Source organism: Telluria sp. ZB4P34 (assembly GCF_059686055.1).
The window spans coordinates 42,663-63,932 of the sequence record NZ_JCASIF010000008.1 but is presented as its reverse complement, the minus strand read 5'-3'; the positions used below and the strand labels follow the sequence as shown (position 1 = coordinate 63,932).

The window sequence follows — 21,270 nt, the reverse complement described above, 5'->3', positions numbered from 1 at the left end:
GCTGGCGGTCTCACCGTCGGACTCGGAACGACCATGATCGAACCGGGCCTGACCGGCGGCCGCCTCGATGGCATCGGGGTCTACACCCGCGCGCTGCTGCGCCACCTGCCGCGCACCGGCTGCACTGTCCTGCCGTATTCCTGGCCGCGCATGAACGCATCCAGCAAGGGTGGCGCGGGGATCAGCATCGGCCGGCCGATGCCGCAATCCTTCGAGAAGGCCTCGCTGATCGACCTGGCCACGCCAGGCGCCCACCGCGTCCACATGCCGGCCGACCTGTGCCACGTCACCGACTACCGCATCGTGCGCATGGACTGCCCGGTTGTGGCGACCCTGCATGACGCGCTGCCGATCAAGTATCCCGAGTGGTGCAATCCACGCCTGCGCAGCGCCAAGAACTGGCTGCAGCGCAAGGCCACCGCCAAGGCCGACCACGTGATCGCCCTGTCGCATTTCGCCATCGACGAACTGGTCGAATGCTTTGGCGTGAACCCGAACCGCGTCTCGGTGGTCTACTGCGGCGTGGATGACGAATGGCTGGAGGAACCCGACGAGGGGCTTGTCGCGGCCACGCTCGCAGAATACGATCTTCGTCCCGGCTACTTCCTTACCGTCGGCACGCTGCAGCCGCGCAAGAACGTCGGCCGCCTGCTCGAGGCCTGGCTGACGCTGCCGAAGCCGCTGCGCGACGCACGCGCGCTCGTGGTCGTGGGTGCGCGCGGCTGGCGCTGCGAAGAGCTGGTGGCGCAGCTGGGCGCGGCGCGCGCAAACGGCGAGAATGTGGTCTGGCTCGACAAGCTCACCGATTCACGTCAACTGCGCCACCTGTACCGGGGCGCCGGCGTATTCGCCTTCCCGTCGCTGTACGAAGGTTTCGGCATTCCCGTGGTCGAGGCCTTTGCGTCGCGCGTGCCCGTAGTGGCCTCCAACGCCAGCTCGCTGCCCGAGGTGACGCAGGGAGCCGCCCTCGAGGTCGATCCGCTCGACGTCGGCGCCCTTGCCGCGGCGCTGCATACGCTTGCCGGCGACGACCGCGAGCGTGCGCGCTGCATCGCCGCCGGACGTGCGCGCGCCGAACAACTGACCTGGCACAGCACCGCACGGCAGACCGCCGATGTGTACCGTGCCGTTCTTTCGCAGTAAGCTTCCAACATGCGTGTCCTTCATTTCTCCAAGACGTATTTCCCGGACGTGGTCGGCGGCATCGAACAGGTGATCCGCCAGCTGTGCGTCGGCACGACCCGCCTGGGCGTCACCAATACCGTGCTGGCGCTGTCGCGCGACAAGCTGGCGCCGTACAGCTTCGACGGCCACATGGTGCACCGCGTGCCCCAGAACTTCGAGATCGCGTCGAATGCCTGCTCGTTCCGGGCCATCGGCACGCTGGCGCGCATGGCGCGCGAGGCCGATATCGTGCATTACCATTTCCCCTGGCCGTTCATGGACCTGGCCCACTTCATCGCGCGCGTGGACAAGCCGACCGTGGTCAGCTACCACTCCGACATCGTGCGCCAGAAGCACTGGCTGCACCTGTACCGGCCGCTCAAGTACCGTTTCCTCGACAGCGTCGACAGCATCGTCGCGGCCTCGCCCAACTACCTGGCTTCGTCCAGCGTGCTGCAGCGCTACCGCGACAAGACCCGCGTCATCGCCTATGGCCTGGACAAGACGACCTATCCGAACGTCGAGCCTTGCCGCCTGGCCCATTGGCGGGCAAAGCTCGGCCCGCGGTTCTTCCTGTTCGTGGGCGTGCTGCGCTACTACAAGGGCCTGCAGATCCTGCTCGAGGCGGCCAGGGGACTCGATTGTCCGATCGTGATCGTCGGTACCGGGCCGGAAGAAGCGGCCCTGAAGGAGCAGGCCGCCAGCCTGGGGCTGAAGAACGTGATCTTCACGGGTGCGCTCGACGAGCTCGACAAGGCGGCGCTGCTGACGCTGTGCCATGCGCTGGTCTTTCCCTCGCACCTGCGCTCGGAAGCCTTCGGCATTTCGCTGCTCGAGGGCGCGATGTACGGCAAGGCGATGATCTCCTGCGAGATCGGCACCGGCACCACCTACATCAACCTCCACGGCGAGACCGGACTGGCGGTGCCGCCCTCCGATCCGGCTGCGCTGCGCGCCGCGATGCGGCAGCTGTGGGACAACCCCGACCTGACGCGCCGCATGGGTGTGCAGGCGGAGCAGCGCTACCACGCGTTGTTCACGTCGGAACAGATGGTGGGGGGCTACATGGATCTGTACAAGGAGCTGCTGGGAGGCCGCGCGACGGCGAACGCCGGCGAGCGCGTCGGCCTGGCGGGAGCGCCGCCGACGAGGTAGGGGTGATCCAGTCCGGTGGACTGGATCACGCTCCGCCGACCGCGCGTTCAAATCACATTCGAAACCACGCGCCGCGTTGTGCGCGTCGATTCACCCTACGCCTCCGCCCAGCGCTGCTGCACCGCGCGCACCGCCGGCATCTGTTCGATGAACAGGTCCACCAGCGCCGGATCGAAATGGCGCCCTTTCTGCTCGAGCAGGAAGTCCAGCGCCTCCGCCTCGGTCCACGCCCGCTTGTAGGGCCGCTTCGAGGTCAGCGCGTCGAACACGTCGGCGATCGCCACGATGCGGCCCGCCAGCGGAATGGCGTCGCCGCGCAGTCCTTGCGGATACCCGCTGCCGTCGTACTTCTCGTGGTGGGTAAGCGCAATCTGCGAGGCCAGCGCCAGCATGCCGCCTTCGTGCTCGCCGATGATCTCGGCGCCGATCGTCACGTGGCTCTGCATGATTTTCCATTCGTCCGGCTCCAGCGGTCCGGGTTTTTGCAGGATGCGGTCCGGAATGCCGATCTTGCCCACGTCGTGCATCGGCGCGGCGTGCAGCAGGTCGTCGGCTTCGACCTCGGTCATGCCGGCCGCGAGACCCAGGATGCGCGAGAAGTGGCTCATGCGGATCACGTGCAGGCCGGTTTCGTTGTCCTTGTATTCGGCCGCCAGGCCGAGGCGCTGGACGATCTCCAGGCGGGTTGCGCGCAGTTCTTCCGTGCGCACCAGCGACAGATGGGTGCGCACGCGCGCGCGCACGATCGGCGGGCTCACCGGCTTGGTGATGTAGTCCACGGCGCCGGCCTCGAAGCCTTCCAGCTCGTCGGCGGTGTCGGTCAGCGCGGTGACGAAGATCACCGGGATCCCCGCGGTGCCCGGCTCGGCCTTGAGCGCCGCGCACACTTCGTAGCCGGACATCCCCGGCATCATCACGTCCAGCAGCACCAGGTCCGGCGCTTCGCGGCGCGCCAGTTCGAGCGCGCGGGCGCCGTCCTTGGCGAACAGCAGGCGGTAGTGGTCTTGCAGTATCTGGCGCAGCAACTGCAGGTTGCTGGCCTCGTCGTCGACCGCGAGGATCAGGGGGCGGTTGTTCGGTTGGGTCATGCGTGTGAATCCTGTCGTGCTTGTTTATTCGCCCAGCGTGGCCATCACGGCTTCCAGCTGTTCCAGGGCGGAGTCGAACTCGAAGTCGCCGATCGCGCCCTGGATCTGGGCCACGCGCGGCGCCACGGGGTGTCCGGCCAGTGCCGCGGCCAGCCCGGCCAGCGCCGCGTCGTCGAGGGCGCCGCGGCGCAAGGCCTGCAGCAGCACGCCGCCGGCGCGGCGCGCACGCGCCAGGTCGTAGGCGGCGAGCGCCTCGGGCGCCGCGGTCGGCTGCGGGCTGCCGGCGCGGATCGCTGACAGCGCATCGCCGAGGGCGGCGGTGGCGGCCTCCAGCGCGCCGGCGGCTGCGCGCTCGTCGGTCGGCATGGCGTTGGTGGCCTGTTCGAGGCGGGACAGCGCGTCCGACAGCTGTTCCAGGCCGACGTTGGCAGCCACTCCGCGCACCCGGTGCGCCAGCATGCGCAGTTCCTGGTGGCTGCCGCCGGCCGCGTGCAGGCGCAGCGTGGCGGCGAGGTCGCCGTACTGGCGGCCGAAATGCTCGAGGGCCTCGGCATACACGTCGGTCTTGTCGGCCCAGCGGTGCAGGCCGGCGCGCCGGTTCAGCACCTCGCGCGCCGGGCCGGGAATGCCGGCCAGGTCCGGGTTCGCCTGGCCGGCCTGCTGGGCAATGCCCAGCACGCGCGCGATCTCGTGCGACAGCGTAAACCAGTCGACCGGCTTGGTGGCGAAGCCGTCCATCCCCACTTCGACGCTGGCGCGGCGGTGCTCGGGCAGCACGCTGGCGGTCATCGCGATCACCGGGGTGCGGCGCCGGCCGGTGGCGGCTTCATGGGCGCGGAGCGCGCGCGTGGCGCTCAAGCCGTCGAGCGTCGGCATCTGGAAGTCCATCAGTACCAGGTCGAACTCGCCGTTGGTGGCCTGTTCCAGCACCGCGGCGCCGTCGGACACCGCGGTGAGGCTGTGGCCGCGGCGCGACATCAGGAGCTGCAGCAGTTCCAGGTTCTGCGGTACGTCGTCGGCTGCCAGCACGCGCAGCGGCGGCAGCACGGCGGCGCTGCGCACGCGCGGCGCCTGGCTGCCGAAGCGCGCCAGCACCAGCGGCAGGCGCACGTGGAAGGTGGTGCCCTTGCCGAGTTCGCTCTCGGCCCAGATTTTCCCTCCCATCAGCTCGACCAGCTGCTTGCTGATCGTCGTGCCCAGGCCGGTGCCGCCGAAGCGGCGCGTCATCGAGGCGTCGGCCTGGGTGAAGGGGTCGAAGATCGCCTCCAGGCGTTCCGGCGCGATGCCGATCCCGGTGTCGCTGACGGCGATGCTCAGCTGGTCGCTCTCCGCCCCGACACGCAGCGTCACCGTGCCCTGCGGGGTGAACTTGATGGCGTTGTCGAGCAGGTTGGTCAGCACCTGGCGCACGCGCAGCTCGTCGCCGCGCAAGCCGGTCGGCAGCGCCGGGTCGTAGTGGATGTCCAGGTACAGGCCCTTGGCGCGGGCATTCGCTGCGAGGGTCGAGGACAGTTCGTCGATCAGGGACAGCAGGTTGTAATCGTTCTGCTCCAGCTCCACCGCGCCTTTTTCGAGCTTGGCGGTGTCGAGGATTTCGTTGAGCAGGCGCAGCAGGGAACGGCCGGCGTTGCGGATGGTGTCGAGGTGGCGCCGCTGCTCCTTGTTCAGCTCACCATCGAGCAGGACGTCGGTGAAGCCGAGGATCGAGTTCATCGGCGTGCGGATCTCGTGGCTCATGTTGGCCACAAAGGTCGCGCGTGCGGCAGCGGCCTGCTCGGCCTTGTCCTTGGCTTCGCGCAGCGCTTCTTCCATCAGGCGGCGCTCGGTGATGTCCAGGACGACGCCGTCGAGCCAGACCAGTTCGCCGGCGTCATTGCGGACGCCGCTGCCGTTCTCCCACAGCCAGCGGATGCCGCCGTCCGCGTGCAGCAGGCGGTATTCGATCAGGTAGGGGCGGTCTTCGCGCAGCGCTGCGTCGATCTTTTCATTGATCTCGACGCGGTCGGTGGCATGGATCAGGGTGCCGAACACGCGGCGCGGCGGATCGCCCACGAAATCGGCGGCCGGATAGCCGGTAACGCGTTCGACCGCGTCGCTGATGAACACCATCGGCCAGTCGCCCTCGAGCGTGCTGCGGAAGGAGATGCCGGGAATGTTGCCGATCAGGGAGCGGAACTGCGCCTCGCTCGCGTGCAGCGCCTGCATGATGGCGCGGCGTTCGCTGATGTCGGTGATGAAGCAGACGAACAGGTCCTGCTTGCCGAGGCGCGCATGGCCGATCGCGCGCCGGATCGGCACCAGGCTGCCGTCCTTGCGCTTGCCCATGACTTCGCTGCTGCCGGCCAGCGCGTCGGTGTAGCCGTTCTCGATGATGCCCAGCAGGCCGTCGTGCGAGGCTTGGTCGTCGTCGGCGAGCAGGAAGCTGGCGCTGCGGCCGACGATCTCGTCGCGCCGCCAGCCGAAGATGCGCTCGGCCGACGCGTTGAATTCGGTGATGGTGCCGTCGCGCGCGATCGTGATCACGCCGTCCACGGTGGTGGTGAGCAGGGCGCGCATCCAGGCTTCGGAGCGGCGCAGGTCGAAGAACATCTGGCGGTAGCGCAGCAGGCCGTTGGCGGCGGCCACGAGGCCGGTGAAGACCACGGTGGTGAGCGAGATCGCGAGCGCCAGGAAGGAACTGTTCGACGACCCGATGCCGCCCGCCTCCACCTGGCCGACGAAGCGTGCGGCGGCCATGCCGGTGTAATGCATGCCGGCGATGGCGCAGCCCATGACGATGGCCGACAGCAGCAGGCGGCGCGATTCGCTCAGCGACTCGAAGCGCGACAGGCCGGAGCGCACGCCCAGCGCCAGCGTCGCCAGCACCACGGCGACGACGATCGACAGCGCGAACATGGCGGGGTCGTAGCGCAACTGCAGGCTCATCTGCATGCCGGCCATGCCTGAATAATGCATGGCGCCGATGCCGGCGCCGACCACGACGCCGCCGGCCAGCAGCCCTGCCAGGCCCAGGCGCTGGCGCGACATCAGGGACAGGGCCACCGCCGAGGCGCCGATGCTGGGCAGCGCCGACAGCAGGGTCACCAGGGGATCGTAGGTGATCGGTGTACACAGGTTAAAGGCCAGCATGCCGATGAAGTGCATGGCCCATACGCCGGCGCCGAGGGCCAGGCTGCCGCTGCCGAGGACGAGTGCGCGGTGGCTGCGGCTGGCGGCCGCCTGGCCCGCGACCTGCAGGCCCATCCAGGACGAAAAGATGGCGATCAGTACCGACAGCAGCACGAAGCGCGGTTCATACACGCCGAACGTGAGCAGCGACGGGTCGTCCGGGACGGTGAATAATTGCAACATGGGGCGGCTTTGGTAGTGGGCAGTGGAAAAAGCGCCCGAGAATGGTCCCGGCAGTATCTCATTTCCGTCCAGGAAAGTCTTGTTGAGCCAGGGAATCTCCTGCGTTTGACCCGGCAATGTGTAGCGCACGCGCCACCCTGCTCGCATACCGCGTAAACATGCGTTGCGGAAAAAATCATGCACCTGCTATGCTGCATTGAAAACAGACGCACAACGCGCGCGAGGCGAGGGAATGTTGTTAAATCGATATCTGGCGATGGCATTCGCCGCAGTCAGTGGGCTGGCCGGCGCTGCCGTCGATGCCGCGGCGGCGGCCAAGCCACGGCTGTACATCACGACCGAAACATCGGCGCCGTCGAGCATGCTGGAGGGGAAACGCGTGATCGGCATCGCCACCGACAAGGTGCGCGAAGCCATGGAGCGCGCCGGTATCGATTACACCATCGAGCTGCTTCCCTGGAAGCGCGCCTACCTTGCCGCGCAGCAGCGTCCGGATACCTGCGTGTATTCGACCTCGCGCACGCCCGAGCGTGAAACCCTGTTCAAGTGGGCCGGCCCGACCGACGTGGGCCAATGGGTATTGCTGGGGCGCGCCGACGGCAAGATCAAGTTGCGCAGCCTCGAAGACGCCCGCGGCCTGCGCATCGGCACCTACAACGGCGACGCCCGCGACGCTTACCTGCGCTCGCGCGGATTCCGTGTCGATGCCGCCAACGAAGACCTTGCCAATGCCGGCAAGCTCCTGCTCGACCGCATCGACCTGTGGGCGGCCAGTCTGCGCAGCGGCAGCACCATCCTGTCCCGCTACGGCTACGACAAGAAGATCGTGCAACTGCTGGTGTTCAACCATATCGAGCTCTACCTGGCATGCAATACCGGCGTGCCGGATGATGTCATGGCCCGTTTGAACGCGGCGTTTGCTGCGATCGCACGCGATGGAACAGGGCGCCGGATCGAGCGCAGCTACGAGAAGTGGGGGCAGCCGATCAGGCAGCCGTGAAACGAGCGGACAGCATCGTCATGACGCGGTCACGATACCAAGGTATGTAAGATTTTCCGACGAAGGAAAGGAAGCGAGACCGGTCAGGTCCAGCGTCCAAGAACGAGGGTGGCGAATGCCATGCAGGTGGGTGGTGCTCCGGCCGGAACCGCAAGTTCTATCAAAACCCGCATGAATAGTGGGTTTCCGTAGAACAGACTCTAGGTATGGATGCAAGCATGGATGCAAAAATTCCATCTGCTCGAGAATGTAGGACACGCGATACTTGGTTGGCAAATATCATCTGACGTATTGATTGTATTTTTATATCGAAATCTTGTTTTCAATAGAAGATGGCCTGTAGACACAACAAGCGCCAAAATTTCGATGTGTAAGAAAAATCGGCTGGAACGTTCGTTTCGGGAAACACAAGAAAGGAATGTGTCCTGATCGGGTGTCTAAGTCTACAGGCCAGTGTGCAATGCTAGCAGTCCCAGTTCTCTCCAGCGCCCGTCGCAATAAGCCCCAAAGCGTCACTTAGGCTGACCGTACGCGTATCTTTGTGAGCATAGAAGCTGTTCATCTGACGTACGTAATACTCAGGTGAGAATTTGATTCTGCAACCGTTTGAGCGAATTCTATCTAATACTCTCGTTATCTCCGCCAGCTTTACCCTAGAAGACTTCTTAATCCAATCGTTTCCGTTTGCTGCGAGTGCCGGAGCACATAGGAATAATGCCAGTAAAAGAGTTGCAAGTTTTTTCAAGATAATCCCTTGTTGTTATCAATATTGTTGGTCAAATCACGTATGCTTTATTAGCCTGCGTTTTGGTCTTCTTCAGACGTCGAAACGACCCCTACAACTACAGTCCTACTAGGCGCACTAGGGGCAATCGCTTGAGCGCAAAGGAACAAGAAGAGCCCGCCTGCTGAGTTAAGAATGTAAAACCACGTGCGGGCTGCGTCACTAACCCAGCCTGGGTTTTCGTGATTAGCCATCGCAAGTACCCACAACCAGAGAAATCCACCGGCAAGTCGAAGAAGCCATGCTACCGCAATCATTGTACATCCCCCGTTATCAAGTTTTTGAGCTTCATGGAAGGCAAGCGCTGCTACAAAATCACGTAAGCGCAAGCGGTTATAGGGTACATGTACCCTAGATTGAAATCATACCTGACGCCAATCATATGGAGTGCCAAACCTATCAAAAAATCGTCAGGACCCTACCCTTGTGGCGCTCGGTGGCGCGATTCGGCGCATACGGCTGTCTCGCAAGCTATCTCAAGAAGACCTCTCCCTACTGGCGGGCGTAGACGTGAGCTACGTCGGTCGTGTTGAACGTGGGGACAACAATGTGGCGATCCTCACGTTACAGAAGCTGGCTCACACCCTTAACTTGTCGATGGCTGAATTAATGGCAGAAGCAAATCTCTAATGCTGTAGTGCCTGCACCATTGTGCCCCAAAAAGTTGACTAGGTCAGCTTCAAAATGCGCAACGAGAGGAAATGCTCAGTGCTAGTTTTTCGCAGGATAGCGATGGTTTCCACTGTCGATTTTTTTTGAAATCAATTGCAAGAATTCGCAGTTCTAAGGGTTGTTCGAGTTTAATAGCGTTCCAACTCAATACCGAGAGTCTCCCAGACCACAATCGGTACTTGCCTCCAAATAGACTCTGGACACCACCAAGATGGCGGGTCTGCTTTGCGCAGCGAGTCGGAATAGCGTTTTCGTTCATGCCGGTCAACAATTCTAGACAGCGCTACTTGAGCACCGTTGAGATTGCAGGAATCAATGAAGTAACTCCACACGTGATCGTTTTTAACCGCAACTGCGCTGTGATAGCTCACTACACTGTATTTTATAAAAGGGTTTTCAAGATTTCGCAGCGCGTTCCATGTTCCTCCAATTTTAAGCCTTAATTCAAATCGAGTAATAGGCGGAAGTATTCGGGGTGTTGAGCGCACCGTGTCCACATCGAATTCTTTCAGTTCTTTCGCCGCAATTTGCCTTGATTCCGTCTCTAATCTCTTATCATAGACAAGTAGGTAGTGCGGGCTATCTATCTTTCCGATATAGCGAGAATTTACCCTTCCCTGAGGGCTAAATTGCTCATGGTGCTGGACGTATTGCCCGGCTACACTTTTCCGCAAAATTGTGTTCACGAAGAAGGAGTTAAGGCGAATGCGATATAGGTCGAATGCGAAATCAATGCGGGTAATTTTTGCTGTCGAAAGTAGTTGAACGCCATTTCCAAACGTTATCTCGTCGAGTAGAGAGATGATTCGCGCCATCGAGTCCTTGCATGCCCTTTCGGCTTTGCTGGGATTCCACTCTAGTCGCATGAACCGATGCTCAGGGTGGATCGGGTCTATTTGAATTGCGCAAAACTCTACGTCATCAAACTTGAGTATGTAGGCGAACTTATAGCGGTCACGTAGTTTGTTGTAACGTTCAACCGGGAGAAGTCTGTCTTCAAGCGCCCACGCATCGAGAGTCATTCGCACCGTTGTATGGCTTGATCGAGAGAACGGTAGTGTCAAGCTGATCTTGTCTAGAAGCAGACGTACATCCATTAATCACTCTCTTGAGTTCTACATTTGTACCTCTAATAGAGGCGGCATCACTAGCAAGTGCCACCCCTAGCGTGATTTGTTAGACGTCGGTTTTCAGGCGGCTCATGATCCATGCATCGATTTCGCTTGCACGCCACCCTACTGCGCGCGGACCAAGCGCGATACTGGCCGGAAAAGTACCGCGCTTCATCGCGCTGTATATGCTTGATCGACTTAATCCGGTCAGCGATTTGACTTGGGGGAGTCGGAGTATTGAGTTGAGTACCATGTTGCATCCTCTTGCACGTTGTTGAACATGGGTGAATATTGAGGTGTGTTGCAACTGATGACGAGGCAGCAAGCAGAATAATTTTTTCCGGAAGTGTTGCGGAATTTACCTTCCGGATTCCATCAACAGCTATAGGTCCGTTTATGTGCTTAGACCAAGTGCCGGTATGAACTGGCCGTAAAGTACAGTGTCGGCAAGCTTAGAGGTTGTTTTTCGTACAGTCTCTTCTCCCTCACGATCACCGCTAAAGATCGCGTCGGCATATACCCGATTGGGTATGGAAACATTGGATTCCATCTGCCAAAGAAACAGATCAAGATAGGGTAGGAGGCCAAGTCGTACCCATTCGGAGGAGGCTGAAGCACGTAGATTGGGCAAGCTATCTTGCTGAGCTTTGCGCACTAAGTTGCGGAAGCTTTCAACTAGTTGGGCTTCTGGGAGAGATAAGTCGACATGTATAAGCGTATTAACAACGCGTGGTCTCGCGCTTTCAATGTCGATTGCGTTACAGCCATCAGATGTTAGGCTAGGCGAATGAGAAAGATAGCTAAGGATCGATTGTCTCTCTTTGCCGCGATAAGTTGATAAAAAATCCTTAATATCTCTAAGAGACACATAAGAGAGTCCATTCGGCTGGTGTATCAAATTTCTTGAGTATTTCGCAATAAATTCTCCCGCATTTGTATCGATGATCGGTGTTAGACGAGTTTGTGTAAGCAATTCTGAATAAAGGTTTTGTGGGGCAGTGCCTAGAGCGTTGTCCTGAAAATCAGAGTTTGTTTTGTAGCTTGAACGAGGAAGATCATAGTGGTTAAGCGCCATATACAAGCTTGCTCGAATATTTAATTGCCAAAACCAGTCGAGTCGATTGAGGTTGACGGCGTTCTGATACTTTTCGAGACTGAACCACGAGGGTAGTTCGGACCGGCTTCTTATTAGCATCGCATTGTCCACACTTGTTAAGCGGCTTTACCGAACGTGCCGGGAATAATATTGCCACCTTGCCGGATTGCGTCCAGATAGTCAGCCCAACGTTGCATCATTTCACGTCGAGCAGGTATATGTGCGGTACGGTTGTAGGCCCGCCCGTTTACGTCTTTGACTGCATGGGCTAACTGATGCTCAATCAGGTCCACACGCTCATTCAGAACTTCGTCTAGGATTGTCCTAGCCATTGCACGAAAGCCGTGAGCGGTCATAACTTCTTTGCTATAACCCATGCTACGTAAAGCCGCGTTGAGCGTGTTTTCGCTCATACAGCGTTCATTGGTGCGGATGCTCGGGAATACGTACTTGCCTTGTCCGCTAACGCTGTAGAGATTGCGGAGAATTTCTACTGCTTGTTCAGAAAGCGGAACAACGTGGTCTATATTCATTTTCATCTTAGCGCCGGGTATGCGCCATTCTGCACCGTTAAGGTCGATTTCAGTCCATTCAGCCATACGAAGCTCGCCAGGGCGAACAAACACCAAAGGCGCAAGCTTCAACGCAGCTTTAGCATACGGATGGCCTGCGTACGATTGAATTGAACGCATCAGATCGCCCGCCAATTTCGGATCGGTAATTGCGGCGTGGTGCGAGTGTTGTACTGCTGCCAAAGCGCCTTTGAGGTCTGCGGTTACATCGCGATCCGCTAAACCTGCTGCTACGGCGTAGCGGAGAATCTGGCCACATACCTGCTTTACTCGATGTGCTGAATCTACCGCTCCGCGAGCCTCCATTCTTTGGACGGTACTTAGCACGTCGGTGGGTTTGAGTGTCGAGACTGGTATTTTCCCGATGTAGGGCAATACATCCTTGTTCAACCAATTCATGATTTTCTTTTGGGTTGTTTTAGCGCGAGAAGATGCTGTCTTCTCAAGCCATGCATTCGTCACACTCTTAAAGTCATTTGCTGCCGCTATGGCTTTAGCCTGCTTCAAATGGCGCTTGGCTTGCGCCGGGTCGATTTCGTCAGCAAGTTGCTTCCTTGCCGCCATCCGTTTCACTCGGGCTTCCAATAGTGAGATTTCCGGATATGGACCGAATGTAAGGCGATTGTTTTTGCCGTTGGATTGACGATAAGCCATTCGCCAAATTTTGGACCCTGAGGGCAGTACCTCAAGATACATCCCGCCGCCGTCGGCTAAAGTGTAGGCCTTGTCCCTAGGTTTAGCTGTCCGAATTTGGACATCTGTTAGCGGCGTGGCGAGTTTAGGCATCTTGCATCCAAGCGGTTGAGGTGTTTGCATCCATGGCAGCAAGTATGGATACAAAGATGCTGGATTTCAATAGACGCTAAAAGCGCTTAGCAAACAAAAAGCCCGCGATCTCATGGGGAGATTGGCGGGCTTCTGAGCGTTGCTGTACATCTTAGAACAGTTGGGTGGTGCCTCCGGCCGGAATCGAACCGGCACGCCTTACGGCGCTTGATTTTGAGTCAAGTGCGTCTACCAATTCCGCCACAGAGGCCCAAGAGCAGGCGCGCATCTTAGCACATCGATTGCAGGACTGACCAGTGTTCTGCAATATGCCTTGATAGGTACCGCGGGCACGCTGGAAAACGCGCCGCGTCCGCCCGCCGCTCAGCAGGCGATACGCTGCTGCAGCAGGCGCAGGCTGCCCACCGGGCCGACCACCTGCAGCCGGTGCGGCTGCACCGCCACTTCGATCGACCCCTCGCGGCCGCGCAGCCAGGGCAGCGGCCGGAAGTAGCTGATGCGGTCGGGGTCGGACGCGGTGCGCCGGTAGCCGAGCGACACCAGGGCTTCGTCGAGGGCGCCGATCATGTGCTGGGCATCGAAGCGGGTGCGCATCTCGAAGCGTCCCGGGCCCATCATGGCCACCGGCAGCAGGCCGCCGACCAGGGCAGGCAGCACGATGAAGGGCAGCGGGGTTCCCGGGTCGATGGTGTGCAGCACCAGCATCAGGAGCGGCAGGCCGACTCCCACGGTGAGGACCCAGGGAAACAGCTGCCGCCATGTGCCCCTTCTGCGCAGGAAAAAGGGCCGTTCGCGAATCCGTACAATTTCAGAAAAGGTAACGCTTTTCATGGTATCTCCTCGCAGCGCGGCTCGATCGGGTTAGCCCGTGTGGCTACAAAAAACGACCTGTTTTATTGTGATGATCAGCCGACGGGAGATAGTGACTCCGCTCAAACGCACTGCCTTGCAGGCGTAGATTCTCACATCAGGCTGGGATGCCGCGCACCGCAGGAAAATATGCAGGAATCGTGCCAGAGAAGGCAGAGGCCGCCCGCAACCTGCGGCCTGGAGGGGTCAGCGGCTGCGCTGGAACAGCCGGAAGCGTTCGTCGCGGTCGGAGGCGCGCCGGCCTTCCCACAGCACCGGCTTGCCGCGCACGCCGTAACGGCGCGCGAGGATGTTGTCGTCGCGGTTCCTGATGCTGTCCTGCAGCAGGACGTACCGGCAAGCGCCGTCCGACAGCGTGGCGAAAGGCAGGCGGCCGAAATAGGCGAAGGAGGCGCGCTGGGCGGGGCCGACGTTGGTCTCGATGCAGTCGGCGTCATGCGGCAGCCTGGCCGCGATCTGCTGGGCCACGCCGGCATAGCTCCTGCCGTAGTTCAGGTCGGGCAGGAACAGGGTCATCAGGAGTACCCATACCAGGATCAGGCCGCCCGAGGACAGCACCACCGCGCGCCACAGCACCGACGGCTGGCGTGACAGGCGCCAGTGGACCAGCATGATCCAGCCGATGCTGGCGGCCGCCGCGACCAGGAAGGCGATGATGCCGACTTCCGGCTTGAAGCCCGGCACCAGCTTGAGCGCGTTCTTGGCCAGCTGGGCCGGCCAGCCGGTGAGCTTGGCGATCCAGAACAGCCAGATCAGGGCGCCCAGGATGGTCAGCACCATCACCGAGAACCAGTCGATCGCATTGATCGCACCGCGCTTCATGGTCGGCAGCCCGAAGGCGGCCATCAGCGCCAGCGGCGCCAGCATCTTGAGGAAGTCGCCGTTCTCCGGGTCCGGATCGAACAGCAGCAGCAGCGTGAGGGCGACGAAGAACATCACCGGCAGCACGATGTGCAGCAGGTCCTGCTGGCGCCGCCAGGCCCAGATCGCCCACAGGGCGAAGGGCCAGGCCGGCCAGAAGAACCACACGCCGATGCGGAAGAAGCCCTTCAGCGAGGCCAGGCCCGGCAGGCCGACCTGGCTCGCGTTCCAGTCCAGCCACTCGCCCACCGGCGACAGGCCGTAGGGCTGCACCAGCGCCGCCGGCGCGATCCAGGCCAGGGTGATAAGAAATCCGACACCGGCGGCGATCGCCAGGTGGCGCAGGGTTTCGCGGGTGGCCAGCTTCAGGTAGCGGGTGCAGGCGTATAGCGCGATCACCAGCGCCACTGGCGCCAGCAGGCCGCGGGTGAGGGCGAGCGCGCCCAGCGACAGGCCGACCAGCACGGCATTGCGGGTGGAGGCGGTCTCGACGTAGCGCACGGCGCGGTACAGGAAATAGGCGAGCAGGGCGCCCTGCAGGGTCGCGGCCAGGGTCAGGTGGCTCTGCACCAGCAGGCCCAGGCAGCCCAGGTAGATCAGTACCGCGGTATCGCCCAGCGTGCGGCCGTAGTCATCCGGCTCGGGCTGGCCGCCGAAGGCCAGGCGCAGCGGCTGCGCCTCGGCGCGGCGGCCCAGGTGGAAGGCGGTGTACCAGAGCGACATCGCGCCCATGACGAAAATGCCGATGGTGGAGACGCGCGCAGCCAGCACGTCGCCCAGGATCCAGCCGAACAGCTTGATGCACAGCGCACCCAGCCAGAAGGCCAGCGGGCCTTCGCCGGCGGCAGCCAGGCCGGCGATGTTCGGATACAGCCAGTCGTCGAGGCCGCCGTGCGCCATCGTCCACATGATGCCGAAGGGGCCGGCATCTTCCTTCCATGGGTGGCGCCCGATCAGGCCCGGCAGGATGTACAGCATGCCGAGCGCAAGCAGGGCCCATCGAGGCAGTGCCAGCGTGGCGGCGGCGGGAAGGCGGACGGGTTTCATCAGGTCAGCGTTGAAGCGGGAAAGAACAGTCGCGTAGTATAGCTGCGAAAAAAAAGAAGCCGGGGAAACCGGCTTCTTTTCTGGCAACTTCGGGCCCTGCGGACCCGATGCTTGCTCCGCGCTTGGGCAATTAGCCGTTGGCGACCGAGGTCTTCGAACCGACGGCGCCGAACTTCTGGCGGAACTTCTCGACGCGGCCAGCGGTGTCGACGATCTTGTGCTTGCCGGTGTAGAACGGGTGCGATTCAGCCGAGACTTCGATCTTGATCAGCGGGTAATCCTTGCCTTCGAAGTTGATCGTGTCGCGGGTGGCGATGGTCGAGCGGGTGATGAACTTGAAATCGCACGACAGGTCGTGGAACACAACTTCGCGGTAATTCGGATGGATGTCGGTCTTCATGGTTTTGCTTTCAATAAGTTGGTAGCCAAACAGCACTTCGTCGGTCGCCTTGCTTCTTGACCCGATTGCCGATCACTTGCCAGGGTTGGACTGAACCGGCGATTATAAAGTGCTTTGGCGTGGCAGGCAACCAGGGGTGGGAACATGGCAACACCCACGCGGAAAGCAAAGAAAAAGGCGGCCCGCAGGCCGCCCTTCGCGCGAACGCTGCCCCGGCTTAACCGCCGCGGCGCATCATGTCGAAGAATTCGACATTGTTCTTGGTCGCGCGCATCTTGTCGAGGATGAACTCCATCGCCTCGATCTCGTCCATCGAGTACAGCAGCTTGCGCAGGATCCAGATCTTCTGCAGCTGGTCCGGCTTGATCAAGAGTTCTTCGCGGCGGGTGCCGGACTTGTTCAGGTTGATGGCCGGGTAGACGCGCTTCTCGGCCAGGCGGCGCTCGAGGTGCACTTCCATGTTGCCGGTGCCCTTGAACTCTTCGTAGATCACGTCGTCCATGCGCGAGCCGGTCTCGATCAGGGCCGTCGCGACGATGGTCAGCGAGCCGCCTTCCTCGACGTTACGGGCGGCGCCGAAGAAGCGCTTCGGACGCTGCAGCGCATTGGCATCGACACCGCCGGTCAGGACCTTGCCCGAGGCCGGGATCACGGTGTTGTAGGCGCGCGCCAGGCGGGTGATCGAGTCGAGCAGGATCACGACGTCCTTCTTCATCTCGACCAGGCGCTTGGCCTTTTCCAGCACCATCTCGGCAACCTGCACGTGGCGGGTGGCCGGTTCGTCGAAGGTCGAGGCGACCACTTCGCCGCGCACCGAGCGCTGCATCTCGGTGACTTCTTCCGGACGCTCGTCGATCAGGAGGACGATCAGGGTCACGTCCGGGTGGTTCGCGGTGATCGCGTGAGCGATGTGCTGCAGCATGACCGACTTGCCCGACTTCGGCGAAGCCACCAGCAGGCCGCGCTGGCCCTTGCCGATCGGCGAGATCAGGTCGACGATGCGGCCGGTGATGTTCTCGGCGCCGTTCATGTCGCGCTCGAGGCGCAGCGGCTCGTTCGGGTGCAGCGGGGTCAGGTTTTCGAACAGGATGCGGTGCTTCGAGGCTTCCGGCGATTCGCCGTTGACCTTGTCCACCTTCACCAGCGCGAAGTAGCGCTCGCCGTCCTTCGGCGTACGCACTTCGCCTTCGATCGAGTCACCCGTATGCAAGTTGAACCGGCGGATCTGCGACGGGGAGATGTAGATGTCGTCGGTCGAGGCCATGTAGCTGGCGTCCGGCGAGCGCAGGAAGCCGAAGCCGTCCGGCAGGACTTCGAGGGCGCCGTCGCCGAAGATCTGTTCGCCCTGCTTGGCGCGTTTCTTCAGGATGGCGAACATCAGTTCCTGTTTGCGCAGGCGGGCTGCGTTGTCGATGTCGAGGCCGATGGCCATCTCCAGCAGTGCGGAGACGTGCATTGCCTTCAGTTCAGATAAATGCATGTTTGTATGGGTGTCCCGTGACGGGAAAGTAAAGGTAGGGGAGGGAACTACGAGGGTTTATGTAACTAGAAGCACCGGAGCCGGCCTGCTTCCCGACGATGACGACAGCGCGGGCGCGCTGTCGCCGCTCATGCTAACCGTTTCAGATGTTGCTGTCGATAAACTGAACCAGCTGACCCTTGGCCATGGCGCCGACCTTCTGGGCAGCAGCCTCACCGTTCTTGAACAGGATCAGGGTCGGAATGCCGCGGATGCCGAACTGGGCCGGTACGGCCTGGTTCGCATCGACGTCGACCTTGGCCACCACCAGCTTGCCAGCGTACTGCTGGGCAACTTCTTCCAGGATCGGTGCAATCATCTTGCACGGGCCGCACCACTCGGCCCAGAAATCGACCAGGACCGGAAGCTCGGACTTGAGCACTTCGGCATCGAAGCTTGCATCGGTGATGTGTTTAATGTTTTCGCTCATTATGTTCCTCAAAAGAGGTAAGGATCAATTAACGCCTGTGGCCAGTGCCGACCCTGCGTGGTCCTGGCCGGCTTCCGCGCTCTGCTAATTCAAAAAATTAGCTGCTACACAATGGTGGAGGCACTGTGTGCAATTTCAATATGGAAGGACGGCAAGGGGGTGTCAGGCGGGGATGTGCCGAATAATACCCCATTTTTTCAAAAAGTGTAGGTCGGTTTGTACAAAATCTCAACATTGCACCGCGAGGCGCAATTGCTCGATGGCGAATGGTTTGCGAAAGGCTCCCGCCACCTGCAAACCGAGGGCGCGCGCCAGTTCGGTGGCGGCGATGCGTACCCCGTCTTCCAGCGCCGACACCAGGATCACCCGGTCGCCAAAACCCTGGCCGGCGGCAGCCTGCAGGAATTCGATGCCATCCATCTCCGGCATCGCCAGGTCGCAGATCAGGAGCTCGGGCGCATGGCGCGGCAGCAGGTCCAGCGCGCGCCGCGCATCGTTCTCGGCGTGCACATCGAAGCGGCCGTTGCTGCCATCTTCGCCGAGATTGTCGAGCATGTCGCGCAGCACGTCGAGCATGAAACGGTCATCGTCGAGCAGCAGCACGCGCCGTGGCGCGCTGCGCAGTGCGGGCGAAGAAGGTGGCTTCATGCGGAAAGTGGCGGCGTCGGGAAGGAAGCCATTATGGCGAAGTTTTTCCTTCGCGTGAGGATATTGAACGGGATTGCGCTCAAACGCTGCCGGTAAAGCGCGCCAAGTGGCCTGGATGCCACATCGTGGCCACCGAGGCCACCCGTCCGCCCGAGGTGGTGCGGCGGTGCAGCACCAGGCAGGGCTGGCCTTCGCCGATGCCCAGCATGGCCGCCACCTCGCCGGGCGCCGGCTGGGCCTCGATGGCGTAGGTAGCGCCCTGCAAGGGCGCGGCCGCCATCAGGTGCTCGTTCGGGGTGATGGCGCCGAAGTCCTGTTCGAGGTAGCTCGGCGCGCAGGCCGGGTTCACCCAGCGGTCCTCGACCTGGATCGGCACGTCGTTCTCGAAGTGGACGATCACCGAGTGATAGAGCAGGGCGCCCGGCGCCAGTTCGAATTCCAGGGCCAGCGCCTCGCTCGGTGCGGCTTCCTCGCGCAGCAGGCGCAGCTGGCTGCGGTGGGCGCGGCCGCGCGCGCGGATCTCGTCGGCGATGTTGCGGATCTCGACCAGCGTGGCCTGGTACTTCTGCGGCGCCACGTAGGTGCCGGAGCCCTGGCGCCGCACCAGCACCTGTTCGGCGGTGAGCTCGCGCACCGCGCGGTTGACGGTCATGCGCGAGACGCCGAACTGGCGCACCAGCGCCTGTTCGGACGGCACCAGGTCGCCTTCCTTCCAGCGGCCGGAGACGATCTCGCCGACCAGGTAGTCCTTGATTCGCTGGAAAATGGGGGTGCTGTCTTGCGCGATCGGTTCTTCCAAACTACTCTCCGGGAAGGCATGGAGCGGCTGTGTGCCGCGACACCGGATTCTAGCACCGCAATTCGAAAGCAAGACCCGGAGTGCGCGGGGCCCTGCAGGCGATTAGGCTGTGCCACTCCTTACTCCAGCCGGGACTTCAACATGACCGCCATGACCAGCTTGTTCGATACCGACGAGGCGCGCTGGACCGCCGTGCAGCGCCGCGACCGCGATGCCGACGGCCAGTTCTACTATTCCGTGCGCAGCACGGGGGTGTACTGCCGGCCCTCCTGCCCGTCGCGCGGCGCGCTGCGCGCCAACGTCGCTTTCCACGCCAGCCCGGATGAAGCCGAGGCGGCAGGCTTTCGCGCCTGCCTGCGCTGCAGGCCCGCGCAGCCGCCGCTGGCCGAGCGCCAGGCCGCCGCGGTGGCCCGGGCCTGCCGCCTGATCGATGCCGCGCAAGAAGCACCCGGCCTCGACAGCCTGGCCCAGGCCGTGGGCATGAGCCGCTTTCACTTCCACCGCATCTTCAAGGCCCACACAGGCATCACGCCCAAGGCTTATGCGGCGGCGCGCCGCGCGGAGCGCCTGCAGCAGGGCCTGGGGGCGGCGCCGAGCGTCACCGAGGCGCTGTACGACGCCGGCTTCGGCTCGAGCGGACGCTTCTATGCAGCCAGCAGCGGGCTGCTCGGCATGACGCCCGGCCGCTACCGCGCAGGCGGGCAGGGCGAGACCATCCGCTTCGCCGTGGCCGGCTGCTCGCTGGGCGCCATCCTGGTGGCGAGCACGCAGCAGGGCATCTGCGCGATCCTGATCGGCGACCAACCCGAGCCCCTGGTGCGCGACCTCGAGGCGCGCTTCCCACAGGCCGAGCTGGTGGGGGCGCAGGCCGAGTACGAGCGCACGGTGGCGCAGGTGATCGGCCTGGTGGAAGCGCCGCGCCTCGGACTCGAGCTGCCGCTGGACGTGCGCGGCACCGCCTTCCAGCGCCGTGTGTGGGAGGCGCTGCGCGGCGTTCCCGCGGGCGCCACCGTCAGCTACAGCGAGCTGGCCGAACGCCTGGGCATGCCGGGCGCCGCGCGCGCCGTGGCGGGGGCCTGCGCGGCCAATCCGGTGGCGGTGGCGATTCCCTGCCACCGCGTGGTGCGCACCGACGGCGCCCTGTCCGGCTACCGCTGGGGCATCGAGCGCAAGCGTACGCTGCTCGAGCGCGAGGCTGCGCAGTGATCTCCACCTTGAACGGGATCGACTGGGAGCGCGTCGGCGAAGAACTCGACGCGTTCGGCTGCGCCGTGATTCCCGGCCTGCTGGCGCCGCCGGATTGCGAAGCGGCTGCCGCCTTGTATGAGCGAGCGGCGCTGTTTCGCAGCCGGGTCGTGATGCAGCAGCATGGATTCGGGCGCGGCGAGTACCAGTATTTCACCTATCCGCTGCCGGCGCCGCTCGAGGCCTTGCGCAGCGCGCTGTATCCGCCGCTGGCCGCCATCGCCAACCGCTGGCATGCGCTGCTGGGCATCGAGACGCGTTTTCCTGCCGCGCATGCGGACTACCTGGCGCGCTGCCACGCGGCCGGCCAGGCCAGGCCGACACCGCTGCTGCTGCGCTACCGCGAAGGCGACTACAACTGCCTGCACCAGGACCTGTACGGCGAGCTGGTGTTCCCGCTGCAGGTCGCGGTGCTGCTGTCCAGGCCGGGCAGTGACTTCGACGGCGGCGAATTCGTCCTGACGGAGCAGCGTCCGCGCATGCAGTCGCGCGCCGAGGTGGTGCCGCTGGACCAGGGCGATGCGGTGGTGTTCGCGGTGAACGGGCGGCCGGTGCAGGGCGCGCGCGGCGTATACCGGGTGGCGATGCGCCATGGCGTCAGCCGGCTGCGGCGCGGCATGCGCCACACGCTGGGGCTCATCTTCCACGACGCGGCCTGAAGGAGCGGCCCG

General features: G+C 62.4%; 19 protein-coding genes and 1 tRNA gene. 6 read left to right on the top strand and 14 right to left on the bottom strand.

From position 1 onward, the window contains the following. The first annotated feature begins 33 nt into the window (after positions 1-33). Both AC56KL_RS14600 and AC56KL_RS14595 read left to right on the top strand, forming a co-directional pair. Positions 34-1,143, top strand: a complete 1,110-nt coding sequence (locus tag AC56KL_RS14600) for a glycosyltransferase family 4 protein (RefSeq protein ID WP_497180880.1) — start codon at positions 34-36, stop codon at positions 1,141-1,143. Between the two features lie 9 nt (positions 1,144-1,152). Further along, positions 1,153-2,319 (top strand): glycosyltransferase family 4 protein, encoded by a 1,167-nt coding sequence (locus AC56KL_RS14595; protein WP_497180879.1) that lies wholly within the window; start codon positions 1,153-1,155, stop codon positions 2,317-2,319. A 95-nt stretch (positions 2,320-2,414) separates the two neighbouring features. Here AC56KL_RS14595 and AC56KL_RS14590 read toward each other — a convergent pair whose 3' ends face one another. Together AC56KL_RS14590 and AC56KL_RS14585 are read right to left on the bottom strand one after the other, a co-directional pair. Further along, positions 2,415-3,407: a response regulator gene (locus tag AC56KL_RS14590; RefSeq protein ID WP_497180878.1), complete on the bottom strand. Its 993-nt coding sequence runs from the start codon at positions 3,405-3,407 to the stop codon at positions 2,415-2,417. A 24-nt stretch (positions 3,408-3,431) separates the two neighbouring features. Further along, entirely contained in the window at positions 3,432-6,758 is a 3,327-nt protein-coding gene (locus AC56KL_RS14585; protein ID WP_497180877.1) for an MHYT domain-containing protein, read from the bottom strand. Between the two features lie 256 nt (positions 6,759-7,014). Between AC56KL_RS14585 and AC56KL_RS14580 the strand changes: the two genes are divergently transcribed. Continuing rightward, entirely contained in the window at positions 7,015-7,758 is a 744-nt protein-coding gene (locus AC56KL_RS14580; protein ID WP_497180876.1) for a substrate-binding periplasmic protein, read from the top strand. A 1,171-nt stretch (positions 7,759-8,929) separates the two neighbouring features. Further along, positions 8,930-9,172 (top strand): helix-turn-helix domain-containing protein, encoded by a 243-nt coding sequence (locus AC56KL_RS14575; protein WP_497180875.1) that lies wholly within the window; start codon positions 8,930-8,932, stop codon positions 9,170-9,172. A gap of 170 nt (positions 9,173-9,342) precedes the next feature. On the opposite strand, the gene AC56KL_RS14570 is transcribed toward AC56KL_RS14575, so the two are convergent. From AC56KL_RS14570 to hutC, 12 genes are all read right to left on the bottom strand, one after another. Continuing rightward, complete coding sequence (locus tag AC56KL_RS14570; protein WP_497180874.1) at positions 9,343-10,236, bottom strand: hypothetical protein; 894 nt, start codon at positions 10,234-10,236, stop codon at positions 9,343-9,345. A gap of 154 nt (positions 10,237-10,390) precedes the next feature. Continuing rightward, a complete protein-coding gene (locus AC56KL_RS14565; protein WP_497180873.1) occupies positions 10,391-10,579 on the bottom strand; it encodes a helix-turn-helix transcriptional regulator in 189 nt (62 codons plus the stop codon). Between the two features lie 141 nt (positions 10,580-10,720). Further along, positions 10,721-11,521: a DUF6387 family protein gene (locus AC56KL_RS14560; protein WP_497181007.1), complete on the bottom strand. Its 801-nt coding sequence runs from the start codon at positions 11,519-11,521 to the stop codon at positions 10,721-10,723. 17 nt (positions 11,522-11,538) lie between these two features. Continuing rightward, positions 11,539-12,780, bottom strand: a complete 1,242-nt coding sequence (locus AC56KL_RS14555) for a tyrosine-type recombinase/integrase (RefSeq protein ID WP_497180872.1) — start codon at positions 12,778-12,780, stop codon at positions 11,539-11,541. A gap of 165 nt (positions 12,781-12,945) precedes the next feature. After that, positions 12,946-13,030 (bottom strand) — tRNA-Leu (locus AC56KL_RS14550). Between the two features lie 113 nt (positions 13,031-13,143). Beyond that, entirely contained in the window at positions 13,144-13,509 is a 366-nt protein-coding gene (locus tag AC56KL_RS14545) for a hypothetical protein (protein WP_497180871.1), read from the bottom strand. A 327-nt stretch (positions 13,510-13,836) separates the two neighbouring features. After that, positions 13,837-15,558 carry an ArnT family glycosyltransferase gene (locus AC56KL_RS14540; RefSeq protein WP_497180870.1) on the bottom strand — a complete coding sequence of 574 codons (1,722 nt, stop codon included), beginning with the start codon at positions 15,556-15,558 and terminating at the stop codon, positions 13,837-13,839. Positions 15,559-15,688: 130 nt separating this feature from the next. Then, positions 15,689-15,958, bottom strand: a complete 270-nt coding sequence (locus AC56KL_RS14535) for a type B 50S ribosomal protein L31 (RefSeq protein WP_497180869.1) — start codon at positions 15,956-15,958, stop codon at positions 15,689-15,691. A 217-nt stretch (positions 15,959-16,175) separates the two neighbouring features. After that, complete coding sequence (gene rho / locus AC56KL_RS14530) at positions 16,176-17,438, bottom strand: transcription termination factor Rho (protein ID WP_005665081.1); 1,263 nt, start codon at positions 17,436-17,438, stop codon at positions 16,176-16,178. A 142-nt stretch (positions 17,439-17,580) separates the two neighbouring features. Then, positions 17,581-17,907 (bottom strand): thioredoxin TrxA, encoded by a 327-nt coding sequence (trxA, locus tag AC56KL_RS14525; RefSeq protein WP_436104159.1) that lies wholly within the window; start codon positions 17,905-17,907, stop codon positions 17,581-17,583. Positions 17,908-18,135: 228 nt separating this feature from the next. Next, positions 18,136-18,555 (bottom strand): response regulator, encoded by a 420-nt coding sequence (locus AC56KL_RS14520; protein WP_497180868.1) that lies wholly within the window; start codon positions 18,553-18,555, stop codon positions 18,136-18,138. A 79-nt stretch (positions 18,556-18,634) separates the two neighbouring features. Beyond that, entirely contained in the window at positions 18,635-19,354 is a 720-nt protein-coding gene (gene hutC, locus AC56KL_RS14515; RefSeq protein ID WP_497180867.1) for a histidine utilization transcriptional repressor HutC, read from the bottom strand. 141 nt (positions 19,355-19,495) lie between these two features. On the opposite strand from hutC, the gene ada reads away from it, so the two are divergent. Further along, positions 19,496-20,560, top strand: coding sequence for a bifunctional DNA-binding transcriptional regulator/O6-methylguanine-DNA methyltransferase Ada (gene ada, locus AC56KL_RS14510; RefSeq protein ID WP_497180866.1), 1,065 nt, complete (start codon positions 19,496-19,498; stop codon positions 20,558-20,560). Positions 20,561-20,568: 8 nt separating this feature from the next. Beyond that, entirely contained in the window at positions 20,569-21,258 is a 690-nt protein-coding gene (locus AC56KL_RS14505; protein ID WP_497181006.1) for a 2OG-Fe(II) oxygenase, read from the top strand. Positions 21,259-21,270: the final 12 nt, after the last annotated feature.

What these genes read in the sequence shown, in the direction of transcription:
- AC56KL_RS14600 (WP_497180880.1), top strand. Translation starts at nt 34, where the DNA reads ATGATCGAACCGGGCCTGACCGGCGGCCGCCTCGATGGCATCGGGGTC.
- AC56KL_RS14595 (WP_497180879.1), top strand. Translation starts at nt 1,153, where the DNA reads ATGCGTGTCCTTCATTTCTCCAAGACGTATTTCCCGGACGTGGTCGGC.
- AC56KL_RS14590 (WP_497180878.1), bottom strand. Translation starts at nt 3,407, where the DNA reads ATGACCCAACCGAACAACCGCCCCCTGATCCTCGCGGTCGACGACGAG.
- AC56KL_RS14585 (WP_497180877.1), bottom strand. Translation starts at nt 6,758, where the DNA reads ATGTTGCAATTATTCACCGTCCCGGACGACCCGTCGCTGCTCACGTTC.
- AC56KL_RS14580 (WP_497180876.1), top strand. Translation starts at nt 7,015, where the DNA reads ATGGCATTCGCCGCAGTCAGTGGGCTGGCCGGCGCTGCCGTCGATGCC.
- AC56KL_RS14570 (WP_497180874.1), bottom strand. Translation starts at nt 10,236, where the DNA reads ATGACTCTCGATGCGTGGGCGCTTGAAGACAGACTTCTCCCGGTTGAA.
- AC56KL_RS14565 (WP_497180873.1), bottom strand. Translation starts at nt 10,579, where the DNA reads ATGGTACTCAACTCAATACTCCGACTCCCCCAAGTCAAATCGCTGACC.
- AC56KL_RS14560 (WP_497181007.1), bottom strand. Translation starts at nt 11,521, where the DNA reads ATGCTAATAAGAAGCCGGTCCGAACTACCCTCGTGGTTCAGTCTCGAA.
- AC56KL_RS14555 (WP_497180872.1), bottom strand. Translation starts at nt 12,780, where the DNA reads ATGCCTAAACTCGCCACGCCGCTAACAGATGTCCAAATTCGGACAGCT.
- AC56KL_RS14540 (WP_497180870.1), bottom strand. Translation starts at nt 15,558, where the DNA reads ATGAAACCCGTCCGCCTTCCCGCCGCCGCCACGCTGGCACTGCCTCGA.
- AC56KL_RS14535 (WP_497180869.1), bottom strand. Translation starts at nt 15,958, where the DNA reads ATGAAGACCGACATCCATCCGAATTACCGCGAAGTTGTGTTCCACGAC.
- rho (WP_005665081.1), bottom strand. Translation starts at nt 17,438, where the DNA reads ATGCATTTATCTGAACTGAAGGCAATGCACGTCTCCGCACTGCTGGAG.
- trxA (WP_436104159.1), bottom strand. Translation starts at nt 17,907, where the DNA reads ATGAGCGAAAACATTAAACACATCACCGATGCAAGCTTCGATGCCGAA.
- AC56KL_RS14520 (WP_497180868.1), bottom strand. Translation starts at nt 18,555, where the DNA reads ATGAAGCCACCTTCTTCGCCCGCACTGCGCAGCGCGCCACGGCGCGTG.
- ada (WP_497180866.1), top strand. Translation starts at nt 19,496, where the DNA reads ATGACCGCCATGACCAGCTTGTTCGATACCGACGAGGCGCGCTGGACC.